Source organism: Brevibacillus sp. SKDU10 (assembly GCF_001645205.1).
Classification (GTDB): domain Bacteria; phylum Bacillota; class Bacilli; order Brevibacillales; family Brevibacillaceae; genus Brevibacillus_B; species Brevibacillus_B halotolerans.
This window is the reverse complement of sequence record NZ_LSSO01000184.1, coordinates 28156-50607: the sequence shown is the minus strand read 5'-3', so window position 1 is coordinate 50607 and position 22452 is coordinate 28156. Positions and strand designations below refer to the sequence as shown.

The following is a 22452-nucleotide window of genomic DNA, read 5'->3' as shown; positions in this document are numbered from 1 at the left end:
CTACTCAACCTTCACATTGACATAAGTGCCAAATCTTCTTCTTTACGCTTCAATATAGTAGATACACATGTATTTCTATTCATACCGCAATGCATCAATTGGCTTCATCTCTGCGGCCTTTTTTGCAGGATACACGCCGAATACCACACCTACCAATAAGGATGATAAAAAGGCATACAGCATGGGAGTTATTGTAATAGCAATCTCCACTCTTCCCAGCTTGTTCACGACCCAAGCCGCTCCAACTCCCAGCACAATTCCAATGAGCCCACCCAAGATACTCAGCGTAACTGATTCAATCAGAAATTGTTGCATAATCGCTGTCTTAGTTGCTCCAATGGCCTTGCGAATCCCAATCTCACGAGTACGCTCTGTTACGGAGACCAGCATGATGTTCATAATACCGATGCCGCCTACCACTAAAGAAATCGCAGCAATTCCCGATAGCAATGTTGTCATTACGTTGGTTACGCTTTGCGCTGTTTCCAAAATATCTGATTGAGAGCTTATGGTAAAATCGTTTTCTTGGCTAGGCATTAGCTTATGCTGAGATCGCAAGGTTTGTTGAATATCAAACTGAGCCTGAAGCATTTCATCTGCTGATGTTGCCGAGGCATAAATCGTGCGAATACTGCTTTGTCCTAGACGCTCCATCGCCGTAGTAATTGGAATCATTACCTTATCATCGTTATTAGTCATGCCGGAGCTTCCTTGACTTTTTAAAATGCCAACCACTGTAAATGGAATACGATTAATTTCAATCGTTTTGCCAATAGGACTTTCATTGGAGCTGGCAAAGAGATTTGTGACAATCTCTGGACCGATAACCACCACATTTGCTTGCTCGCTTACCTCAAAGCTAGTAAAAAATCGTCCCTCTTGTAAGCTAACATTTCGTACCTGTGGAAAGGCTTCCGTCGTGCCCTCCAAACTGGATAAATAGTTGCTATTCTGATACACCAATTGGGCTCGGGTGCTAACCGCAGGGGTAACATCTGCTATCGAATCCTTTTGTTGAAGGGCTAAAGCATCCTCTAGACTGAGTGAAAGCGAGCCTGCCCCCAAGCTAATGCCACCTTGCCTTGCTTGCCCTGCCGAGATAATCAACAGATTACTCCCTAACCCGTTAATTTGATTGGCTACACTTGCTTTTGCTCCTTCTCCAATCGCTACCATTGCGATCACAGCAGACACGCCGATCATAATACCTAGCATAGTTAGAAAGGACCTAAGCTTATTAGCTGTAACACTCCGCAGTGATACGCGCATAGCTTCCCAATAATTCATACTACCACTTCCTCGGAATTCGCTATTCTTCGATCTTGAATTACCTCATTAGCTACAATCTGTCCGTCACGGAAATGGATGACTCGCTTAGCGTATTCAGCAATATCTGGTTCGTGAGTGACTAAAATAACCGTTTTTCCTTCATTATTTAATCGTTGAAAAATTCCCATGATCTCTTGACTTGTTTTCGTATCAAGAGCACCGGTAGGCTCATCCGCCAAAATAATCACAGGTTCATTAACCAAGGCACGGGCAATGGAAACACGTTGCTGCTGTCCACCTGATAACTCATTTGGTTTGTTATATAACCGATTGCCAAGTCCGACTCTATGTAGGGAATCAATAGCTCGCTGTCGTCTTTGTTTAGCTTCTACACCTGCATATAAAAGTGGAAGCTCCACATTTTCTACTGCGGGTGTACGCGGAATCAGATTAAAATTTTGAAAAACAAAACCTATTTTTTGGTTCCGAATTTTAGCCAGCTCCTCATCCTCTGCCTCCGAAACAGGATAGCCATCAAGATAAAAGGTTCCACTTGAAGGCAGATCCAAGCAACCAATCATGTTCATCATAGTAGATTTACCTGATCCTGAAGGCCCCATAATGGCTACAAAATCCCCTTCTTCAATGCTAAGATTTACTCCTCGCAGGGCATGTATTTCTTGATCTCCAATTACATACTTCTTTTTCACATCTGCAATCCGAATTACAGCTTTAGCATTATCTTGCTCTTGCCCCACCTTGGAAACTAGCTCCGCCACTTGGCATACCTCCTCCCATTACAGGCATACCACCCATACCTGACGACATTGGCCCCTGACCCATTTGGCGACTATTCGAGGAGCTGTTAGCTACCTGCATAGTTAAAAGGATTTGATCTCCTTCCTCGAGTCCAGACGTAATTTCAACGCGATCTGAGCCTATTAGTCCAGTCGTTACTTCCTTGAATTGAAAACCTGATACATTTTGCCCTTTGTCAAGCGATTTGCCTTTTGAATCGGCTTGTGTGTCCGTATCTGTACTAGTACCATCTTTTCCTTTTACCAAAACTCCAGTTTTCCCGCCTTGTTCGCGCAAAGCAGTAATTGGAACGTAGAGCACATTCTTTTGCGCCCCTGCATGAATTGTTGTCTGGAGCGTCATGCCTGGCTTTAACAATCCTTCTTTATTTTCGACAGTAAGAAGTACTTTATAGGTTGTCACACCTGATTCTGTACTCCCTTCTGGGTACACTGTTTCTACTTTTCCTTGAAATTTTTTATTATTGTAGGTTCCAATCGTAAAAGTAGCTTCCATCCCCTGCTTGATTTTACCGATATCGTTCTGACTGATCTGGGCCATTACTCCCAACTGTTCAGAATTCGAGTTGTCCATAATCAAAAAGGGAGAGCTTGCCGCTTCTCCTACCTGCCCATTCACCTGTAAAATAACACCATCCATTGGTGCTTTTAAGGTGAGCTTTTCTAAATTCTGCTGTTGCTGTTGCAGTTGTACCTCAGCTTGAGCAACTGATGCTTTTGCGGCTTGTAAGGAAGACTCTTGGATCGGAGCCTTAGCTTGATTAAATTGGGCTAGCGCAGAATCGTAGGCAGCCTGTGCTTGGGCAACATTATTATTACTCTGGTCTACTGTCTGACTGTGCTGCATGCTGGCTGTTTTGTATTCAGCTTCTGCCTGATTCAAACTATTTTGCGCCTGATCTAATTCACTTTTGGAAATAGCGCCGGCTTCGTATAATTTTTTTTGCGTCTCCAGATTTTTTTGAGCCTCTTGTAAGGTAGCGCTCGCTTTCTCTTGTTGGATCAGGGCCTTTTGATTGTCGTAATTTTTCTTAGCAGATTCTAATGCTGCTTTTGCTTTTGTTACATTTGACTGTAGGACTACAATTTCATTTTCATCCTTTGCCTGCATTTTTTCCGCTAAACCTGCCTTAGCTGATAAGAGGTTAGCTTCTGCAATCTTTATTTGCATCAAAGCAGCGGATTGATCCATTGTAGCCAGTACCTGCCCTGCTTTAACAGTATCACCTATTTTAACGTTGATTGCTGTTACGGACTGATCACCACTCGGAAAGTTAACTGTCATTTGCTGTGCAGCTTGTACGGTGCCTGAAGCAGTAACTACCTCCGACACATCCCCTCGCTGGACTTGAGTTGTCTGCATAATCGAAGCTGCACGTGAAGGAGATAGCAGCTTACTATAGGCAAAAACACCCGTTCCACACAGTAAAGCTATAGCTACTGCTCCCGTGATGATCCATCTTTTCCTTTTTCCCATTCCACTTAAAAATGATGTCCTCGTTGTACTTCCAAGCATTGAGATTTCCCCCAAAAAATTGTTTATTTTGTAAACCGCCTTCGTGATGAACTAAATATAAGTTCGCTGTATGTCAGCTAGATGTCTGTCTTGTGGGAAACTTGGTGAAAAATGGGGGCAAAAGAAAGGAATCCTTTACAAAGATAGCAAGAAGGATTATTAAAAAAAAGTTGTCCACAGCTACCTTTGAAATCAGTAATTGTGGACAACTTCTATAGAATGTTTTTTATCTGTGGATAATCTTTTTGATGTTCCTCATTGGGGTAATGACAACGTAAAAATGGTCTTTTCCTGAACACTCTCCGTCAATTCAAGATCGCCACCAAGTGCCTTTGCCATCATTTTGCTAAAGGGTAATCCTAATCCAAGCCCTCTAACCTTGTGCTTCTTCTCTTCTCCGCGATAAAATCGCTCAAAAATATATTCCTTTTCTGTTTCTGGAATGCCGACACCATTATCTTGAACACAAATTTGAAGAACGTCATCTTGCTGTAATAGAGCTACCTGTATAATTCCGTTTAATCCTGTTGCTTGCTTTGCGTTATTTAATAGGTTATATAAAATTTGCTGTATACGTAGTGGGTCGGTGTCAATCCATACTTCTTGTTCAGGAATATTCGTCTGTAGAACAAGCGTATTCTCATCTTGTCCAATCAACCATTGATGCGTAATTTCCTGCACCAGATGATTCATGTTCTGTGGTTGTTTGTTAACTTTAATATCCCCTACTGCAAATGAGTTAAAATCTAATAAATCTTCCACCATTTTTTGTAAGCGTAAAATCTCTTTGGAGCAAATCTCCAGAAACTCTTTGGCTACCTCACCGGTCACCACATCATCCTTCACCGCTTGTAACAGCCCGCTGATAGAGGTAACGGGTGTTTTCAGCTCATGGGTAACTCCAGCCAATAGCTCCGTTCGCATCAATTCTAACTGCCGAAGTCGATCAGCCATGTCTTTAAACGAATGAATTAGTTCATAGATTTCCTTTTCTTTGATATCCTTCTTCAGTTCAATATCATAGTGTCCCGTCACAATCTGTTTAGCAGCATCCGCAACTTCCTTCACGGGCTCCGATAATTTTTTTGTTAGATAATAAATAACGATCCAGCCTAATAATCCAAGACTTGTCAGCATAATGCATAATTGTTGCAACGTCTCTATGCTGCGATCCATCTCTTTTTTCGGCGAGAAGAGAAATACCCACCCCAGTGTTTGACCATTCTCCTCTATCTTCTGGGTAAGAAAAATGGCAGTATCTCCTGAGCGCGTCTGTATTTCTTGCACGTCCTGATCTTCTTCCCAATCCGGAGAGATTCGGCGGAGGATATCGTCAACAAATCGATTTGATTTTCCAAAAATAACCTGCCTATGTGCATCTAATATCATAACCATGGGCTTAAATCCACCCATGAAGCGTTGGCGATTCTCTACCAATCGTGACAGGAAGGCAGGTATCACAATCGTCGTCCCGTCTGCTGATACAATTTGTTCCGAAATCTCCACAGCCATGTACCTCATGACATCTAGCCTTTTTTGCGTTTCATTGTAGCTTATCCACATGCTAGAGAAAAGTCCAATGACAACAAGACCAACGCATAAGGTTAATACATAACGAGTTGTCCAATAGGTTAATAACGTTTTCCGCTCTTTATTTTTCATTGACACAGAACTGATACCCCAATCCTCGTAGTGTACGAATTTCTCCTTCATCGGTTGGCCAATTTTGCAGGGTTCTGCGGATACGCTTCACTGCAAGATCGACAGCACGATCACTGCCCTCATAGTCCATCCCCCAAACCTGCTCGATTAATTGCTCTCTAGTAAAGGTCTGATTGGGATGCTGCGCTAAAAATAAAAACAGAGAAAGATCACGCGGCGTAAAAGTAAGCTCAATACCGTGCAAGGTGACAGAATGGGCTCGATAATCTACTTTTAAACTTCCAAAAATTCGAGTTTGGTAGTCACCCATGACTAGTAAGGAGCGGCGTAAAACGGCATTGACACGTGCTACGACCTCCTCACCAATAAAAGGCTTGGTAATATAATCGTCTGCCCCCTGATTTAGCCCATTTATCTTTTGATCCAGTTGACCCAACGCTGTCAGCATAATCACAGGACAGCTACTTTTGGTGCGAATATGCTCTAAAACCTTCCATCCACTCTGCCCTGGCAGCATGACGTCCAATAAAACCAGGGAAGGTGCCGCACGCTCAAATGTATGTATCGCTTCTTCACCATCAAAGGCAAGCTCTACCTGATATCCCGCTTTTTCTAAATATACCTGTAGAACCCGAGAGATCGGTACTTCATCTTCTACGATTACAATTGTTTGCATAATTTGCTCCCTTCCAGTATATGAGGCTAGGGCTTTATCAAAAGAATACGAAAAACATCCCGAAAGGAAAAGAGGGTATGTTTTGGCAGTTCAAACATAAAAAACTACACACAGGCATGGCCTTCCTGAAAATTCAGGAAAACCATGCCAATCATCACGCATTATATCGAAAGTGGGAGGGTACTATAAACATGAGGATACTACTTTTTGCCGCATTCTTACTGCTACTTTGCCGGATACTACTGCCGTTTTTTTAACCTTGCCTTTTACGCACCCACTAGAAGCTTACTATTTGCCGTAATAGTAGCCACTAGCTTTGCTTTTTTGCTACTTATCTATTTCAATTACTCATCCTTTGCTTCAGACTCAGCCTCTGCTTTTGGATTTTTCTTGTTTTGCATTTTTTCTAACCACTCTTGTAGTAGTTTGTTTACGGTATCAGCATCATCCGCATCAGCGGCTGCTTTGATCTGTTCCATGATATTCTCTTTTCCTGCATGACCAAAATGCTTGATACCTAGTTTTTCCATCTCTTCTTTTGCTTGTTCTTTCGTTAATGTTCCAGCTTTCACTTGCTCTTGGATTTCATCTAGTTTTTGCTTGGTTTCATCGTCAAGTTTGATGTCTTTATAGATCGCATTCTTGACACCGAGTTTTTCCATCTTTTCTTTTGCTTGTTCTTCCGTTAATGTTCCAGCTTTTACTTGCTCACGAATTTCATCCAGTTTCTTTTTCGTTTCTTCGTCAAACTTGATGATTTTACGAACAGGCTGCTCGATGCCTAGCTTTTCCATTTCTTCTTTTGCTTGCTCATCCGTTAGTGTTCCAGCCTTCACCTGCTCACGAATTTCATCCAGTTTCTTTTTCGTTTCTTCGTCAAGCTTGATGATTTTATGAACAGGCTGCTTGATGCCTAGCTCTTCCATTTCCTCTTTTGCTTGTTCTTCCGTTAATGTTCCAGCTTTTACTTGTTCCTGAATTTCATCCAGTTTCTTTTTTGTTTCCTCATCTAAGTTTTTAATTTTGATCTTAACCTTATCAAAGCCTTTCAGTCCAAGCTTTTCCATCTCTTCCTTGGCTTGCTCTTGCGTTAATGAGCCATCCTTTACCTGTTCACGAATTTCATCTAGCTTTTTCTTTGTTTCTTCATCCATTTGAGGACGTTTTTCTTTCATTTTTTCCTGCTGATCAAACAGCTTTTGGAAATCGTCAGCTAGATCAGGATTGTATTTATTAATGATCTTCATTAATTCCTCCTGATTGGCTTGTCTATCCTCTAGAGAAAAATGTCCACGTTTTTGAAAGGTTTGTTCTGCTTTTGTTGTCTCTACATTTGAAGTAGTTGCCGCAAAAGCAGCAGTTGGTGCAAACACTGCAAGAGCTAATGCTCCGATCATCCATTTCGATGCTTTTTTATTCATTCGAATCAAACTCCTTCATAGTTGATTTGCAAGAAGAACTTCTTACAAGTATCAATTTACTAAGGGAGTATGTCAGGTGAATGTCCACCTTAAGGAAAAGTTGTGGGAAACCTGAGGCTGGCTGTTCCATTTTAAGCTGTCAAAAAAGTTGACAATTAAATGAATATTTCGTATGTTTTGTATAACTTTAGTGATTGTAAGCTGAATATCCTATTGATTTGGCAAGCTAGTCACCACTTAGCAAACTCTTGAAGCAGAAGATTTTTTTGCAGAAATGTTGTATATAAAGGGATTTCATCATATCGATAACGATAGAAAGGATGTGTTTGTATTGAAAAAGAATCTAGGCCTTATCATTCTGTTACTAGGAAGTATGGCTTTGGTAGGCTGTGAACGGGATCAATACAATGTGTTAGGTCATGAAACAGAATTTTACGCTGCCATGTTAAGTGAAGGTAAAGACTTAACCGACAAAGGCAAGGAATATACTCTCCCTACCTATGATAAAGATGGCAATAAGAAAATCCTAACTTACATCGCAGATTCTAAAATACCTGAGGGCTCTTTAGTTAAATTCACAATCAATCAGCAAGGCGAAGTGATAACACTTGATAACGTAGCTATTAAGGACATTCCAGAACCAGCTCAGAAACAACTTCATATTCAATAGAACAAATCAGTCAAATCAAAACAGCCACCTTTCTCTAATCAGATGAAAGGTGGCTGTTTACCAAAGGAACTATTCCTTTGCCAAATTGTTATGCTACTTCGTTATCACATCTTCCCTGAGTAAGGAAGCTATATAGGTTTTCATAAGAGATTTCTACCATGTTGGTAAGCGCTTCGTCTGTGTAAGAACCGATATGCGGTGTTACCAGTACACGAGGGAACATGTTGATTAGTTTTTCAATTGTTTCATTAGGCAAAGCCTGATCCTTCAAGTTTTTGAAGAAGAAAGCAGATTCATTTTCGAATACGTCTGTACCAAACCCAGCTAGTTTATTTGTTTCTAAAGCTCGTAGAATTGCTTCATTGTCTTGCAACTCACCGCGAGAAGTGTTGATTAGCACAGCTTGATCTTTCATTTTCGCAAGGAACTCATCGTTGATCATTTTGTAGTTCTGATCCTTGAAGAACGGAACATGTACAGATACCAAGTCAGATTTCGCTAATACTTCATCTAAAGGCAGGTAATCTACAATGATTTTAGCCTGTTCATTTTCAAACACATCGTATGCTACTACATGAGCTCCCAAGCCTTTGAATAATTTAGCAGTTGTTAACCCGATTTTACCGGTACCTAGGATACCTACTGTGCAATTGCGAATCTCCTTACTAAACATAGAAGCATCAACTGTGAAGTCTTTGTCTTTTGTTTTATTAGCTGTATAAGAAGCATTGCGCATCAGCATCATGCCAAGTGTAAGTGCTAATTCAGAAATCGCATTTGGAGAATAAGCTGGTACGCGAGCAGCTTTCATACCGCAATCCTTCACCGCTTGTAGGTCAATATGGTTAAACCCTACTGTTCTAGTCAGTAAATATTTTACTCCGTAGCTAGCTAATTTTTCGATATTCGTGCGAGTCGCCTTACAATTACCGCGAACCATAACCGCATCTGCACCTTTAGCCATCTCAACATTCGTATCATTCATTAAATCTGTTACTAGTGTTAAATTATAATTAAATTTGTTTAGTTTTTGAAAGAATTCAACCTCTACATCTCGTACACCATAGCAAACTAGATTAACTGTTTTCATTTGAAATCCTCCCTCTCTGTTGTGAACCTATTTACAAGCTTCTCTGCATTTCGTTATTTCTTTTATACAAACAGTCCCATAGATTTAATCATTTCTAGGACGACAATCCATAAAGGCATTGCTAGTACACCAAGTATTGTGGATAACAAGGAGCAGTTAGATGTTAATACTGCCTCTTTATCAAAGCTGATGGCATAAGCTGCTGCCACTGTTGCTGTTGGTGTAGCCATCATGATTACTACTGTTGCTAGAGCTACGTGAGATACTGGCAATAGACCAATCACTGTTAGCACAGTCAAGATCACGATATTAATAATTGGAACGATAACTACTTTGTTTAAGCTGTAGTACCAAGCATCTTTAACTCGTACAGCATCTTTTAAAGAAATCTCAGCTAGAGTAGCACCGATAGACAACCAAGCAAGTGGAGAAGCTAATTTAGCTAGATAATCCATTGGTTTGAATAGCCACAAAGCTGTTTTATCTATGCGCAGGAATGCGTAACTTACTTCTTTTCCATCTGCCATCATGTGAACCTGTGGAATGTAATTTTGGAACATCCAGATAAACAATCCTGCAAAGGTAGCTAATACGATTGGATTTAAGAACATTGTCTTGATGTTTTTCGCTTCCATTTTTAAACCAGACATCTTGATATAGCCGTAAGAGTAAAGGAAAATTCGATATCCAATGTTAAAGATAGAAGCGTACATAACTCCGACTGCACCATACATAACTTGTACGATTGGAATTCCGAAGAAAGTAGTAGAACCAAAGATCGTTAGAACTCGTAATACATCTTGTTTATCACCTGCATATTTAGCAAACAGTGGTTTAGAAACAATAATGAGTACGACGTAGACCAAGATTCCCCAAATCAGAAGGTTAATCCCTTGCTTCAAGGATTCTGTATCGATGTCAGTCATAAAGGCCGTAAATGCTAGTGCTGGAAGAGCTACAGATAAGATAACGTTGCTTAGAATCTTAGCTGTTTGCTTTGATAAAACTTCCTTCTTACGTAAAAAGAATCCTAAGAAAATAATGAAGACAGAAGAACTAATGGCACTAACAATTTTGCTATCTGTTAATGTGCTAATAAAAATTTCCCCGATATTCATCGAGCACTCCCCCTTGTATCGAAAATGTGAATACTTTCACATTGTGGTTCAAAAAAATAAGTGAGTTATTTGTTTTACCCTTGTGAATCAATTCACATTCTTTATGGTTCTATCATAATCCTACTTTTCTATTCTGCCTACCTTATATAACTTATTAAATCAATTATGTAACTAATGTAATTAGATAAGCAGAATGTCTGCTTTCATAAATAAAAAAAGCGACCAGTCAAATGCTAGTCGCCTTTTTCTTACATATATTGTTTAATGCGCTCGCTGCTATCCTCAACTGTACGGTGTTTACACACAGGCCGTCCTACGGTACCGTACATAATTTCAGCCTTCAATACTCCAATTTCGCTTAAAAAATTTAAGTATTTCCGCATGGATACACGTGAAATACCTACCTCGTGCGCCATTTCTTCCGTGGAGAATGCTTGTCCTTTTCTCTCGGTAATATGATCCCAAATCAATTGCAATGTCGTGCGCGTTAATCCTTTGGGAAGATCCAATAAAATTTGGGTATGATCTTTATCCTTTGCTAACAAAAATTTATCCAAATCGGTTTGACTTAATTTTTTTTGGCGTTTCATCACACTAGCTTTCTCTTTGTAATCTTGAAGCGCCTCCTGAAAGCGTTCAAATTCGAACGGTTTAATCAAATAATCAACAGCACCGAATTGCAACGCCTTATTAATGCTTTTCGTATCGCATGCTGCCGTGATCATAATGACATCAATACTTCTTTCTCTTTGACGTATTTGTGTGAGAAAGTCAAACCCACTCTTTCCAGGCAAATACACATCAAGAAGAACGAGATCAACCTCTATCTCATCAATAATCTCTAAAGCCTTCTTAACATCATTGGCCACTGCCTGAACGGTGAAGCCTTCCACCATCTCTAGATATCTTTTATTAAATTCTGCAACCATTGGGTCATCCTCTACGATTAGCACCTTAATCATCATACTCATCCTTCATTTTGTAAGGCAGGGCTATTACAAAGCTTGTTCCTTTGCCCTCAACAGAATGGATAGCAATCTCACCTTTCCACTTATCCACATGCTGAGTAACAAAATACAGCCCCAATCCTCTATTTTCTCCTTTAGTCGAAAAACCCTTCACAAAGATTTCTCGTCTAAATGTTGGTGGAATTCCCTGTCCGCTATCGGTTAGTTCAATTAAAATCTGCTCTTCTGTTTGTTCAATCTTCAGCTCTACTTTTTTAACCTCTGCCTGTATAGAGGCTTCCATAGCATTATTAATCAGATTTCCAACTATGGTAATGAGAGAATGAATCAGCTCCGAATCCTCCGTCTCCGCTAAATAGCTCTCTTCATTTAAAATCAGCTCTACATCATCTTCTCTAGCATCGCTAATTTTCCCCAATAAAAATCCAGCGAACACTGTGCTCTTAATCCTTCTCACAATAAACCCAATTTCTTTTTGGTGCTGAATGGAAATTTGTTTAATATATTCATTGAGCTGGTCATAATAGCCCATGTGTATCATGCCTTGAATGACATGCAATTTATTTTTAAATTCGTGCGATTTGGCCCGAAGTGCGTCAGCATAGAGCTGGATTCCTGTAATTTGTTCTACCAGTTGTTGTATTTCTGTTTTATCTCGGAACGTAGCCACAACCCCTACTACGTGATCATCAACAACTACTGGTACACAGTTAATCACAAGAGAGATTCCATTGATGCTGTAATGCTCATCTAACTGTGCCTTGCCCGTACGCAGAGTTTCCTCCAATATCCACATGTGGTCACTAGCGCACTTTCCTACGATTTCTTCAGAGTTGTCCGCTAGCTGTAATAATCGACGGGCCTCCGAATTGACCAAGGTAATAATTCCTTCCCGATCCACGGCTATAACGCCTTCACGTACGGATTGAAGCATCGCGTTTTGTTCTTCTAGCACTTTTGCAATAGCAAAGGGCTCTAGTCCAAACAGAATTTTTTTAATATGTCTGGCTAGCAGCAACGCTCCAATAATACCAATTACAATCCCGAGTATCATGCTTAGATAAATCACCGATCGGCTCTGTTTAACTGCCTTTCCTACATCATCTAATGCGATTCCGACAGTCACAACGCCAATCTGTTTTCCATCGTAATCATATACAGGTGTAAATACTCGTAAAGCCTCCCCCAGCACTCCTACTGCAATAGAAATGTATTCCTTACCAGATAATGAAGCGCTCGCATCTTCTCGATCCAAAAAGGATTGTCCTACTCTGGAAGGAATCGGGTGAGATTTTCTAATTAAATTCATATCAAGCACGACCACAAAGCTCACATTCGTCAAATCTTTAATCCGATTAGAGAAGGTCTGAATTTCGGCTTGATCTCGCTTGCCTGTTAACCCCTCAATAACAATTACCGAATTAGCTACAATTCGCCCAATATCGGTTACCTTCTCAGACAAGCTATGCTTGGTCTGGCTAGCAATATCCCTGCTAATCAGCACATTTGTAACCAGTAGAGAACTAATAACGACAATTCCAATAAGCAAGATAATTTTTGTGTGCAAGCTAAGCTGTAACTTCCTTTTGCCAGGTTTGTTCATGAACAGGCTAAGCTCCTTCTGCTCGAGATGTCTAGTTTCTTTTAGGTAAGCTAAGGTGCTATATCCCCTGAGTCGCTATGCTTCTCTATGCAACTAACGGATTACTCCTTAGTTTTTTACGCCATTTTAGCTATTATACTAAACTTCACAGATATGTAATATTGTTATCCAAAAAAGATTAGCAAATTGTCAGTAATAGAGAGGATTTCGCGAATAGTCCAAGCAAACAAAAAACATCCCGTATCATCCATGCAGATGATTCGAGATGTACATACCCTGATCTGATTTAACCGAACAGATTAGCTATATTCTATAAAAATTTCCGTTGTACCTTTTTCCCATCATAGCTAAAAGCCACAGCCCGATCATCCAATGTAGTCTCAATGTGTACGTTTTTGCCCCATAATGTATAAACATACGGTAAGGTTTTCTCAATGTATTTCACATCTAGCTCTAATCCCTCGTATAGATGCTTGATATACAATTCTCCGCTACGCAGATAGTCACCATCTTGGACGATCAAGTAGGGGAATCCACCATTTACACGTGAAAGTACCAATTGATCACGCACCAGCTCCCATTGCTTCTGTGTGATCACCCAGTCACTCCCCTGCTTTCCAAAAGTATACATATCCAATCGCCTTACAAGATCCTCTGTAAGATAGTTACGGATAAAAGAAATATCTCCCTCTAATTCGCGCACCTCAAAGATTTTTTCCATTCCCTGATTTGGTTTGCGACCGAAACGCTCCTGTTCTTCTTTCGTAGGATTATTATAACGCATTTCAATATCTTCAAACATTTTCAACCCTAAATGATACGGATTAATACTAGTCGTAGATGGCTGTATAACCGAGGAATGCAGCTTAGCAAACTCAATTGTTTCCGCCTCCGTTAAGTCCATTTCGCGAAGAATCCGGCAATGCCAAAAGGAAGCCCAGCCTTCATTCATAATCTTCGTTTCCATTTGTGGCCAAAAATATAACATTTCATCACGTATAATGGTCATGATATCACGCTGCCATGGTGCCAAATATGGGCTATATTCCTGAATAAACCAGAGTAAATCTTTCTCCGGCTGCGCGGGAAATCGTTGAGGCTGATTAGATGCCGTATCTGTTATCGGAGCATCTTGATCAAGCTTCCACAAATCATCATATGGTGAGCTAGGCTTATAAGTCTTAGGAGTATCCGTCTTTTCCGCATATAACTTTGTTCTTTCTTTTTTGGGCTGGATCAGTCGTGGATCAATATGCTCTTGAACCCCAATGCAAGCGTCCAATAATTCCTCCACTCTCTCTTTCCCATAGGCAATTTCGTACTCCCGAATACGATCAGCACTAGCTGCCATGCTTTCTACCATATTGCGATTCGTATTGCTAAAACGTACATTATTCTTGAAGAAATCGCAGTGAGCCAGTACATGTGCCACAATTAATTTATTTTGGACCAAGCTGTTTCCGTCTAATAAAAAGGCATAGCATGGATTAGAGTTAATCACTAACTCATAAATTTTACTAAGGTTTAAGTCATATTGAAGCTTCATTTTGAAGAAGTTTTTACCAAACGACCAATGCGAATATCTAGTCGGCATGCCATAGGCCCCAAACGTATAAATAATCTCCGCAGGACATATCTCATACCGCATAGGATAAAAATCTAAGCCAAACCCTTTGGCAATTTCTGTTATTTCATCAATTGCATATTCTAGTTGACGTTGTTCCTCCTGGTTCATCCACAATCCCTCCTTTTCACCTCTACATCATGTATATGTAAAATGTGGAAAAGAAATAAGGTAAATAAAAAAAGCACTTAGTTTGGCTATTAGTGCCAAACCATGTGCTTTTTTATCGCTACAAAACCACTTTTTATCGTATAGCCTACTGCTTGCTTATTTACTTCCCTTTAATACAAGCTCAATATTGTACCTACTCCTTCTTGTCGTGCTTTTCTATAAATTTCATAAGCGCACGAGATATCTTCTATAGCCATCCCCATCGGATTTAAAATAATAATCTCATCATCGGTTTCTCGGCCAGCTTTTTTATTGGTGATAATATCCCCTAGCTCTGCATGAAGCATTTCCTTTGAAAATTTGCCTTCTACTACTAACTGATTAATAATTTTTTTCTCACGATTGGATTGATCCCAGTCATCAACCACCACTTTATCCGCCCGTAAAAAAGCTTCCTTCTCCAAGTCCATAATAGAAATGTTACTGACAAATGTTCCTTTCTGGATCCAGTCTGCTTTAATATAAGGTTGGTCTGTGACGGTGCACGTGACGAGAACTTCAGCATTCTCTACTGCACTTTGAGCTGAGTGATGAATCTGAAATACAACATGACTAAAGCGCTGCTGCATCTCCTTGCCAAACATTTTAGCCTTTTGTAAATCTAAATCAAACAAGTGAACATTCTTAATATGGTCAAACTGCTCTAATAAAGAATTTATTTGCATCTTAGCAATTAATCCACAACCTATAACGGATAGATGCTGGAAGTCTTTTTTAGCCAAGTATTCAGTGGCTACTACTGTTACTGCCGCAGTTCTCATAGCACTGATAACACTGCCCTCCAAAATCGCGATGGGAAAGTTTGTTTCAGGATCATTTAAAATAATCAAAGCGCTTGCTCTTTCCAAATTCTTTTTCGTAGGATTGGAAAATTTACTTCCGATCCACTTGATGCCCGAGATGGCAGGCTCCCCCAAGTAGGCCGGCATAGCTATGATTCTATCTGCGATATGCTCATCTTTTTTATTGGTTTTGAGATACGGTTTTAGGGGCTGACTGAAGTTCTTTTCTGAATGTAGGGTAAGAGCTTGTTTTATAGCCTGTACGTATATCTGCGACTTATAGCCACCTACGTTGATAATATCTTGCTTGTTCAGATAAATTAATTCCGGCTTCGTTTCCACTAACATCATAACCACTCCTTTATCGCTGTCGCTTTATTTAATCGAAACAGATTTATAAATGGAGGTAGGCAGTGTAATGTCATGTTGGCTCATCCATTCATCTGAAAAAATGGTGCTATAGTATCTATCTCCTCTGTCAGGCAAAATGGCTAAGACTCTTTGTCCTTCAGGTAAATCATCGAGTAAACGCAGGGCTGCACAAACTGCTGCCCCTGATGACCCTCCAACGAGTAATCCTTCCTGCAGTACCAATTGCCTTGTGATATAGAACGCATCTGCATCATTTACATAGCTTACATCATCATACAAGCTTTTATCTAAATTCCCTGGAACAATAGCATTGCCAATCCCCAGCAACCTTCGTGGACCTGGTTGCCCGCCAAAGATAACCGATCCTACGGCGTCTACAGCTAAAATTTTCACAGAGGGGCTTAATTTTTTCATTTCTGTTGCCACTCCTGTAATTAATCCTGCTGTGCCAACCGGGCAAACAATCCAATCCAGTGTATCCTGAAAATCACTGTGAATTTCACGGGCTAATGACTCCATATACGCTCTAGGATTCTCTGGATTGTTGTATTGATTGGGCCAATAAGCCCCCTCTATCGTACTTTCTAATAATTGAGCCGTGGCCAACCGTGTTTTTAAATAGTTTCCATGCTCATCTGCCTTTTCTACCATATGAACCTGTGCCCCAAATGCTTTAATCAGGTTTAAATTAACCTTGCTAATTTTAGGGTCTACTACACATATCATTTTATAGCCCTTCATCTTCGCTACCATAGCTAATCCTATAGCCAGATTGCCTGATGAGGATTCAACAATTGTTCCATTGGGCTTTAGTTGCCCGTTTTTTTCAGCAAACTCAATTATGCGCTTGGCAACCCTATCTTTTGAGCTTCCCCCAGGATTAAAGCCTTCTAATTTTACGAATAATTCACTATTTTCACTCTGAACTAAATGCTTAAGCTTCACCACTGGCGTATTCCCTATTAATTCTAAAGCATTTTCATAAATCATGTTCTCGCCTCCCATGCTTGTTTAAATGACATTTGAGACTTTTTCATTGATAGAAATTGCTCTTGGGCTACCTTCTTTTTATCCTCATCAAAATTTTTACTTAAAAAATTTTCTCCCAAGTCGTTTTTATCGCTCTTAACTCCCACATATTGCAACTCAGGATTTTCAAATTCCGCCCTCGCCTGATTGACTAAAAGTTCAAAAGCTAATCGATAGGATGCAGCTTTCACTTCCCAAATGGATTCATAACGAAAAGGGTCCTTTATTCTTACCGCTCTGATAATTGGCCCTGTATCGATTCCGTTATCCACATAATGTATGGATGCTCCAGCGGCTCTTTGAAAGTCATTCTGGTTACCTTTCACAGCCATATTTTCGATGGCATACATTCCTCTCGCATACGGAAGAACTGCTGAATGAGCATTAATAATGTTTCCTTCTGTATACTCAATCCACCAGGGGTTTAAAATCTGATCCAAGAAAATATATACAGTAAGATCATATTCCTTGGTCAAACTACTGATAAATTCTTCCATGTCAGGGTGATTCAAATTGGGTCCACTATAATGGATATGCCCAACCACATCAGCAGGATAGGAGGGGATTCCATATAACGAAATCATGCTTTTTTCTGCTTCACTGATGGTTCCGTATAGCGAAAGAAGTTCACTGTATTCATTCTCTGTAAGTTGTTTTTTACCAGAGAATGTACGGTGGAATTGCACCTTTTGTTCACTGTTACCCTGATTATCTCTGATAACAATGCCCTTGAATGAAGTTGTATCTTTAAAGCTTTCATACCAATCTCTGATTAAATATACAGCGTGAAAACTTGCCTCTGTCAGTAATAGATGAGCTTTAGCCTTTTTCATCTCCATCTAAAGTCTCCTCCTCTTTTTTACCTTTCCCAACCTAAATTTCACATAAAAAAACCGGATCAGTATAAAGCCTAATAGAAGCTCTCCATAATGCCAGCAATTCAAGCCAATCCTCTTCTACGTAATCTTCTCGAATCAAAAAACTAAGCGGGATGTTCAAATTCAAAATTCGCCCGCAAGTAAGGGTAAATTTTGTTACACCTGCTGGTAAAAGAAGGCCTTCATCAACTATATTTTTAATCTGATCAATATGAAAAGCAGGGTATTGAAAGACAATGCCTCGGTCAACAGGCAATTGCTCTGCTGTTATACGATCAAATTTATATTTACTGGAATAAGAATTAACAATCTCCTTCCAAATCGTAATTCTTTTTTTTACATCCATGTAAAAATCTGCGGCAGTGTATACATAGTGTTTCTCATTCCTAACGAATAGCGTTGCAATCGGATCTACAGCATATTTCTCCTTCCGCCATAATAAGTCCGGGTTCTGTAGCAATTCCTCGATAAGATTCTCAGCATCTACAAGATGATGGGCCCAGGCATCTATGGAAAGATACTCTAAATTCACCACTTGTATCACAATTCGTTTGCAATTTAATCTTTGTAAAGATAATGTGCGATGAGCTCCATCAAGAATCAAATATTTGTCATGTTCAAGTTGCAAAGCAATAGGAGGATTTTTTACCTTTTGCTCATTTTTAATTTTGCTGCAAAGTTTTTTTAGCCTCTCTACTTCGTATTCTTCATGTAAAAATACTTGATTAATTGGTACTACTCGTAGCTCAGATAACACATTATTTCCTCCTTTACAGCTAAATGAGAATGGTCAGTTACCTATTGATACGAAACATACCTATAAAAATTTTAAAATATTTATAATCTTTTTAACCCATTTCATTTTAACATCACTCATGATATATTTCATTATATATTTGCAGTTTATGGATATTTTGTAAAAAGGAGGTTTTGTTTTGAAAGTAGTAGCTGGGAATCGTATGAAAGGAATGATAATGGTAATTACAGGTGCTGGTTTATGGGGGGTATCAGGTACCGTTGCTCAACAGCTTTTCCAACAGCTAAACATTTCTACAGAATGGCTCGTTACAGTCCGACTATTGATTTCAGGTATTATCCTGTTGCTCCTTTCATCGTGTAGTCCCAATAGATATCAAATATTTGGTATATGGAAGCATAAAAGCGAATCAATCAAAATACTTTTGTTCGGGATATTAGGCATGTTAGGAGTTCAGTACACCTATTTTGCCTCGATTAACGAGGGAAATGCGGCTGTAGCAACCTTATTACAGTACTTAGCGCCTATCTTTATCACTCTCTATCTTATTATAAAATGTAAAAATATTCCAACTAAAATTGATGCTGTTTCTATTTTTTTAGCCTTATTAGGAACCTTTTTATTGCTCACCAATGGATCAACCGATAATTTAACAGTGCCCATGCCGGCAATTATTTGGGGCGTTTTATCTGGCTTATCCTTGGCATTCTATACACTTTATTCAAAGGGCTTATTGCAAAAATGGGCTTCTTCTATAGTAGTTGGCTGGGGTATGATTATCGGTGGAATTGGGTTAATCTTATTACACTTTATCTCCACGAAAGAAATGATATTACTAACACGCATTGATAATTTAACATTAGAAGCTTTTTTGTTAATAGGATTTGTTGTTATTTTTGGTACATTAATTGCTTTTTATCTCTATCTGGAGAGCATCAGATATATTACTCCAAAAGAAACAAGCTTACTAGGGTGTACAGAGCCGCTGGCTGCTATTATTACGTCCGTTTTATTTTTACAAGTTCCATTTGGATTCTTCCAATCTGTAGGGACCTTATCTGTTCTCATCATGGTTTTCCTGTTAAGCCAAAAGCCCTCTTCTTCAGAAAAACCATCTACTATAATTGAAGGCTAAAAAAACACAGCCTCTCTATGAAAACAGTTTCATCGAACTCTATGTTTTGTCTAGTTATTTACAAACATAAACAGCACATCTCCTCGCAATACGTTAGGAATATGTGCTGTTTGATTGTAAGAATCCATTAAATTAATAGCGAATCACATTTTATTTAATCCCAGAAAATCCATTCGAAAAGTGAAAAATGTTTACTTATTGCTCAGGATGTTTCTTTTTTTGTTCTTCTCTTCTCTGGTCACTTGTTATGATAAAAAAGGCTCCAACTACAAAAATCACACATCCAAGTAAAACCACATCCACAATAAATTCCGTTTAAAGCATCTTGTCATCCTTTCTTTTGTCACAAGCTAACGCTCCCCTTCTCCTGATTTATACGACTTGTTTAATCAGATTAGAACGAGGTTATTCTTGATAAGAAGCAAGGCTAGAGCACATTAAAACGAGTCGCAGCGACCAGAAACGGTTACAATAGGAAAAGAACATGATTTAGGAAATACAAGGAGGGCAATCATGCGCTTACAGGGTAAACAAGTAGTATGTTATGTGGAAGATGAATTTGAAGACTTAGAACTATGGTATCCCGTTTATCGATTACGTGAAGAAGGGGCTACTGTTCATTTAGTAGGACCAGAAGCGAATAAAAAATATATAGGTAAATACGGTGTTCCTTGCACCTCTGATAAATCAATCTCCGAGGTGAAGGCATCAGACTATGATGCTGTACTCGTGCCAGGAGGCTGGGCACCAGATAAATTGCGTCGTTATCCAGAGATCATTTCCTTCATTCAGCAAATGGATCAGGCCAAAAAGCCAATTGGTCACATTTGCCATGCAGGATGGGTATTAATCTCAGCCAAAATTCTCAAGGGTGTAACGACTACTTCTACACCAGGGATCAAGGATGATATTGAAAATGCCGGGGCCATTTGGGTTGACGAAGAGGTAGTTGTGGATGGACACATCGTAGGGTCTCGTCGCCCGCCAGACCTACCTGCTTATGCCAAAGCATTTGCTGATCTATTAGCAAAATAGCGGGTAGTCCTATCTATAACATCTTCTAAAACGTAAAAGCGGAAATAGGATGTGATTCCTATCTCCGCTTTTTTGAAGGGCTGTGGGAAGCTTCCTCTCCAAGTGCCCACAAAAAAACCAGCAAGGAACGTATCCTTTGCTGGTTTTTAATTCATCTAGTTTTTTGCTAGTTCCTACTTATTTCTCTAGCAATCTCATCTTCTGCAACAACGCTAAAATCTTGCCTGACTTAGGCAAAAATTGAATATCATCTCTTGTAATTCCGCCAAATTTAATCAGTGAAATTCCATAGACAAGAACTCCTAACCCTACAGAAGCAAGGGATACGATCGTATACAACAGACGTCCCTTCCCAATTACAGCAGGTAATACCGCCATAAGTCCAAAGGCAACAACAGCCACAATGATTCCCATCATTAATACAGCCAGCACCGATCGACCATATTTCTGCTTATCCTGCTGAGTCACCTGTGTTAATCTTCCAATAGCGCGTAGATTTAAAACCGTTGAGATTAGATAAGCAAGCACCGTGCCGATCGCTGCCCCTGCAATGCCCAGAAGAGGCAATAAAATCAAGTTAGCTACAAATTTTACAAGTACCCCAATTAATAAGTACTTAGGTGGCAAATTCACCTTTCCCATCCCTTGCAGGATACCTGAAGACACGATGCCAAGCGTCGAGAAAAGAATGGCAAAAGCATTGACGGCAAGTGCCAGCGTTCCATTTTCATCGCCAAATAGCATAATATTAATTGGTTTTGCTAAGATAGCCAAGCCTATTGTAGCAGCCGCTCCTAAGAGAAAGGTCAGCCGAATTGCTGTTTGTGTGCGATAGTGGATAAGATCGTTCTGTTTTCGAACAATGGCTTCACTGATTGATGGAACAATAGCAAGTGATAGAGACGTAGCAAAGAATGTTCCAAACTGCAATAATGGCTGAGAGCGATCAAAGGCACCTTTTAATAGGATAGCCGTCTCGTTATCCATTCCGGTGTACACCAGCATATTAATGATTGTAAAGCTATCGGCAAGTGGTATTAACGGTAATACCAGTGAAGCTAAACAGATTGGGATCGCATACATGATAATCCGTTTAAAAACCGCTCCATCTGATAAGCTTACCGCCTGATCTTCTGCTTGATTTGGTAGAGCTAGTATTGCACGTTTTTGTTTTCGATAGAAATAGCCTAATACCAACAGCGCAATAATGGCGCCTGGGGTTGCTGCAAACACGGCAATTGTACCGGCAAAGTAAGGATCATCATAGAGCTTCATCACAATATAGGCTCCCACAATGATAATAATGACCCGGAAGAATTGCTCTGTCACCTGGGATACAGCCGTTGGTAGCATGTTTTGGTGACCTTGGAAATACCCGCGTGTGTTAGCTATTAACGGCACCAATACCAATGAAACTGAAATAGCTCGAAGCGGATTGGTCAAATTAGGGTCGCCGATCAAATTCGCAAGCATTGGCGCAGTGATAAAGGTTAATAAAAAGAAAACAACCCCTAAAATCCCCAAAGTAAGTGATGAAATCCGAAAAATTTGTTGCACACCCTTGCTATCTCCTACTGCATAACGATCTGCAATCATTTTGGAGATGGCTAGAGGGAAGCCCGCTGTAGCTAATGCAATTAGAGTGGTGTAGAGCGGATACACGGTACCGTACACATGCATACCGATGTCCCCTGTAATGTTTTGATAAGGAATTTTATAGGCAGCACCTAAAACCTTTGAAATTAACCCTGCAATCGCCAGAATCGCTGCTGCCTTTATAAAATGATTGGCTCCTTTGGCCGTATTGTTCATATGCTTTATCCTTTCTATCTAAATAGCAAGTCTATTGGGTATTATA

At 39.8% G+C, this 22452-nt stretch carries 19 protein-coding genes; 3 read left to right on the top strand and 16 right to left on the bottom strand.

All coding sequences use genetic code 11. The features are described 5' to 3' along the window. Positions 1–75: 75 nt before the first annotated feature. From AYJ08_RS17625 to AYJ08_RS17595, 6 genes are all read right to left on the bottom strand, one after another. Complete coding sequence (locus AYJ08_RS17625) at positions 76–1287, bottom strand: ABC transporter permease (RefSeq protein WP_064018813.1); 1212 nt, start codon at positions 1285–1287, stop codon at positions 76–78. Beyond that, the gene (locus tag AYJ08_RS17620; RefSeq protein ID WP_197490746.1) at positions 1284–2048 is read right to left on the bottom strand and encodes an ABC transporter ATP-binding protein; all 765 of its coding nucleotides are present in this window, start codon (positions 2046–2048) and stop codon (positions 1284–1286) included. The genes AYJ08_RS17625 and AYJ08_RS17620 overlap by 4 nt, the downstream gene beginning before the upstream one ends. After that, a complete protein-coding gene (locus tag AYJ08_RS17615) occupies positions 2008–3603 on the bottom strand; it encodes an efflux RND transporter periplasmic adaptor subunit (protein WP_064018812.1) in 1596 nt (531 codons plus the stop codon). The genes AYJ08_RS17620 and AYJ08_RS17615 overlap by 41 nt, the downstream gene beginning before the upstream one ends. A gap of 255 nt (positions 3604–3858) precedes the next feature. Then, positions 3859–5265, bottom strand: coding sequence for a HAMP domain-containing sensor histidine kinase (locus AYJ08_RS17610; protein WP_064018811.1), 1407 nt, complete (start codon positions 5263–5265; stop codon positions 3859–3861). Further along, a complete protein-coding gene (locus AYJ08_RS17605) occupies positions 5255–5941 on the bottom strand; it encodes a response regulator transcription factor (protein ID WP_064018810.1) in 687 nt (228 codons plus the stop codon). Before AYJ08_RS17605 ends, AYJ08_RS17610 begins: the two co-directional genes overlap by 11 nt. Before the next feature lie 344 nt (positions 5942–6285). Next, positions 6286–7362 carry a hypothetical protein gene (locus AYJ08_RS17595; RefSeq protein ID WP_064018808.1) on the bottom strand — a complete coding sequence of 359 codons (1077 nt, stop codon included), beginning with the start codon at positions 7360–7362 and terminating at the stop codon, positions 6286–6288. A gap of 322 nt (positions 7363–7684) precedes the next feature. Here AYJ08_RS17595 and AYJ08_RS17590 point away from each other — a divergent pair, with 322 nt between their 5' ends. Next, complete coding sequence (locus tag AYJ08_RS17590; protein ID WP_231929151.1) at positions 7685–8032, top strand: YxeA family protein; 348 nt, start codon at positions 7685–7687, stop codon at positions 8030–8032. Between the two features lie 88 nt (positions 8033–8120). Here the strand turns inward: AYJ08_RS17590 and AYJ08_RS17585 are convergent, their stop codons facing one another. The 9 genes from AYJ08_RS17585 to AYJ08_RS17545 form a co-directional block, all read right to left on the bottom strand. Then, a complete protein-coding gene (locus AYJ08_RS17585; protein ID WP_064018807.1) occupies positions 8121–9122 on the bottom strand; it encodes a 2-hydroxyacid dehydrogenase in 1002 nt (333 codons plus the stop codon). Positions 9123–9184: 62 nt separating this feature from the next. Continuing rightward, positions 9185–10240 carry an AEC family transporter gene (locus AYJ08_RS17580; RefSeq protein WP_031411205.1) on the bottom strand — a complete coding sequence of 352 codons (1056 nt, stop codon included), beginning with the start codon at positions 10238–10240 and terminating at the stop codon, positions 9185–9187. 248 nt (positions 10241–10488) lie between these two features. Continuing rightward, on the bottom strand, positions 10489–11202 hold the full coding sequence (locus tag AYJ08_RS17575) for a response regulator (protein WP_064018806.1): 714 nt from the start codon (positions 11200–11202) through the stop codon (positions 10489–10491). After that, a complete protein-coding gene (gene dcuS, locus AYJ08_RS17570; protein ID WP_064018805.1) occupies positions 11195–12811 on the bottom strand; it encodes a DcuS/MalK family sensor histidine kinase in 1617 nt (538 codons plus the stop codon). Before dcuS ends, AYJ08_RS17575 begins: the two co-directional genes overlap by 8 nt. Positions 12812–13121: 310 nt before the next feature. Continuing rightward, complete coding sequence (locus AYJ08_RS17565) at positions 13122–14546, bottom strand: SpoVR family protein (protein ID WP_064018804.1); 1425 nt, start codon at positions 14544–14546, stop codon at positions 13122–13124. 170 nt (positions 14547–14716) lie between these two features. Further along, a complete protein-coding gene (gene sbnB, locus AYJ08_RS17560) occupies positions 14717–15736 on the bottom strand; it encodes a 2,3-diaminopropionate biosynthesis protein SbnB (protein WP_064018803.1) in 1020 nt (339 codons plus the stop codon). Between the two features lie 27 nt (positions 15737–15763). Then, the gene (gene sbnA / locus AYJ08_RS17555) at positions 15764–16750 is read right to left on the bottom strand and encodes a 2,3-diaminopropionate biosynthesis protein SbnA (protein ID WP_031411303.1); all 987 of its coding nucleotides are present in this window, start codon (positions 16748–16750) and stop codon (positions 15764–15766) included. Beyond that, positions 16747–17628, bottom strand: a complete 882-nt coding sequence (locus AYJ08_RS17550; protein WP_064018802.1) for a formyltransferase family protein — start codon at positions 17626–17628, stop codon at positions 16747–16749. The genes sbnA and AYJ08_RS17550 overlap by 4 nt, the downstream gene beginning before the upstream one ends. Before the next feature lie 34 nt (positions 17629–17662). Then, positions 17663–18424, bottom strand: a complete 762-nt coding sequence (locus AYJ08_RS17545; RefSeq protein ID WP_064018801.1) for a ParB N-terminal domain-containing protein — start codon at positions 18422–18424, stop codon at positions 17663–17665. Positions 18425–18626: 202 nt separating this feature from the next. Here AYJ08_RS17545 and AYJ08_RS17540 point away from each other — a divergent pair, with 202 nt between their 5' ends. Continuing rightward, positions 18627–19559, top strand: coding sequence for a DMT family transporter (locus AYJ08_RS17540; RefSeq protein ID WP_064018820.1), 933 nt, complete (start codon positions 18627–18629; stop codon positions 19557–19559). A 513-nt stretch (positions 19560–20072) separates the two neighbouring features. Next, positions 20073–20594: a type 1 glutamine amidotransferase domain-containing protein gene (locus tag AYJ08_RS17535; protein ID WP_003335329.1), complete on the top strand. Its 522-nt coding sequence runs from the start codon at positions 20073–20075 to the stop codon at positions 20592–20594. A gap of 177 nt (positions 20595–20771) precedes the next feature. Here the strand turns inward: AYJ08_RS17535 and AYJ08_RS17530 are convergent, their stop codons facing one another. Next, positions 20772–22406: a putative polysaccharide biosynthesis protein gene (locus AYJ08_RS17530; protein WP_064018800.1), complete on the bottom strand. Its 1635-nt coding sequence runs from the start codon at positions 22404–22406 to the stop codon at positions 20772–20774. Positions 22407–22452: the final 46 nt, after the last annotated feature.

Excerpts from the sequence above, each read along its gene's own strand:
- AYJ08_RS17625 (WP_064018813.1), bottom strand. The coding sequence starts at position 1,287 with ATGAATTATTGGGAAGCTATGCGCGTATCACTGCGGAGTGTTACAGCT.
- AYJ08_RS17615 (WP_064018812.1), bottom strand. The coding sequence starts at position 3,603 with ATGCTTGGAAGTACAACGAGGACATCATTTTTAAGTGGAATGGGAAAA.
- AYJ08_RS17610 (WP_064018811.1), bottom strand. The coding sequence starts at position 5,265 with ATGAAAAATAAAGAGCGGAAAACGTTATTAACCTATTGGACAACTCGT.
- AYJ08_RS17605 (WP_064018810.1), bottom strand. The coding sequence starts at position 5,941 with ATGCAAACAATTGTAATCGTAGAAGATGAAGTACCGATCTCTCGGGTT.
- AYJ08_RS17595 (WP_064018808.1), bottom strand. The coding sequence starts at position 7,362 with ATGAATAAAAAAGCATCGAAATGGATGATCGGAGCATTAGCTCTTGCA.
- AYJ08_RS17585 (WP_064018807.1), bottom strand. The coding sequence starts at position 9,122 with ATGAAAACAGTTAATCTAGTTTGCTATGGTGTACGAGATGTAGAGGTT.
- AYJ08_RS17580 (WP_031411205.1), bottom strand. The coding sequence starts at position 10,240 with ATGAATATCGGGGAAATTTTTATTAGCACATTAACAGATAGCAAAATT.
- AYJ08_RS17575 (WP_064018806.1), bottom strand. The coding sequence starts at position 11,202 with ATGATTAAGGTGCTAATCGTAGAGGATGACCCAATGGTTGCAGAATTT.
- dcuS (WP_064018805.1), bottom strand. The coding sequence starts at position 12,811 with ATGAACAAACCTGGCAAAAGGAAGTTACAGCTTAGCTTGCACACAAAA.
- AYJ08_RS17565 (WP_064018804.1), bottom strand. The coding sequence starts at position 14,546 with ATGAACCAGGAGGAACAACGTCAACTAGAATATGCAATTGATGAAATA.
- sbnB (WP_064018803.1), bottom strand. The coding sequence starts at position 15,736 with ATGTTAGTGGAAACGAAGCCGGAATTAATTTATCTGAACAAGCAAGAT.
- sbnA (WP_031411303.1), bottom strand. The coding sequence starts at position 16,750 with ATGATTTATGAAAATGCTTTAGAATTAATAGGGAATACGCCAGTGGTG.
- AYJ08_RS17550 (WP_064018802.1), bottom strand. The coding sequence starts at position 17,628 with ATGGAGATGAAAAAGGCTAAAGCTCATCTATTACTGACAGAGGCAAGT.
- AYJ08_RS17540 (WP_064018820.1), top strand. The coding sequence starts at position 18,627 with ATGAAAGGAATGATAATGGTAATTACAGGTGCTGGTTTATGGGGGGTA.
- AYJ08_RS17535 (WP_003335329.1), top strand. The coding sequence starts at position 20,073 with ATGCGCTTACAGGGTAAACAAGTAGTATGTTATGTGGAAGATGAATTT.
- AYJ08_RS17530 (WP_064018800.1), bottom strand. The coding sequence starts at position 22,406 with ATGAACAATACGGCCAAAGGAGCCAATCATTTTATAAAGGCAGCAGCG.